This is a genomic window from [Flexibacter] sp. ATCC 35208 (assembly GCF_001975825.1).
Classification (GTDB): domain Bacteria; phylum Bacteroidota; class Bacteroidia; order Chitinophagales; family Chitinophagaceae; genus Chitinophaga.
On record NZ_MTKN01000284.1, the window covers coordinates 1 to 479 of the forward strand.

1 protein-coding gene is annotated in these 479 nt (G+C 50.9%); it reads right to left on the reverse strand.

The window, feature by feature from the left end:
* Nucleotides 1-316 (reverse strand): hypothetical protein (locus BW716_RS37395; protein WP_220388939.1); only part of this gene is annotated, 316 nt, incomplete at its 3' end.
* Nucleotides 317-479 lie beyond the last annotated feature (163 nt).

Below are 479 nucleotides of genomic sequence, written 5' to 3' on the forward strand. Positions count from 1 at the left end.
AATGGACGATAAAGAGAAGGCGTGGTATCCGGCGATGATCTGGCCCTGCTGGAAGCGTGGAGAAGTGCTCCTGACCAATGGACTGGTAAATAAGGGAAAGTGGATAATTGTTCCTGGCCAATGGACGGGAAATAGAATGTGTGGTATCCGGCGATGATCTGGCCCTGCTGGAAGCGTGGAGAAGTGCTTCTGACCAATGGAGTGGTAAATAAGGGAAAGGGAATAATTGTTCCTGGCCAATGGACGGTAAATAAAAGGTGTGGTATCCGGCGATGATCTGGCCCTGCTGGAAGCGTGGAGAAGTGCTTCTGACCAATGGGGTGGTAAATAAGAGAAAGTGGATAATTGTTCCTGGCCAATGGACGGTAAATAGAAGGCGTGGTATCCGGCGATGATCTGGCCCTGCTGGAAGCGTGGAGAAGTGCTTCTGACCAATGGACTGGTAAACGAGGGGAGAGGGGAAAAGTGTTTGTGGCCAG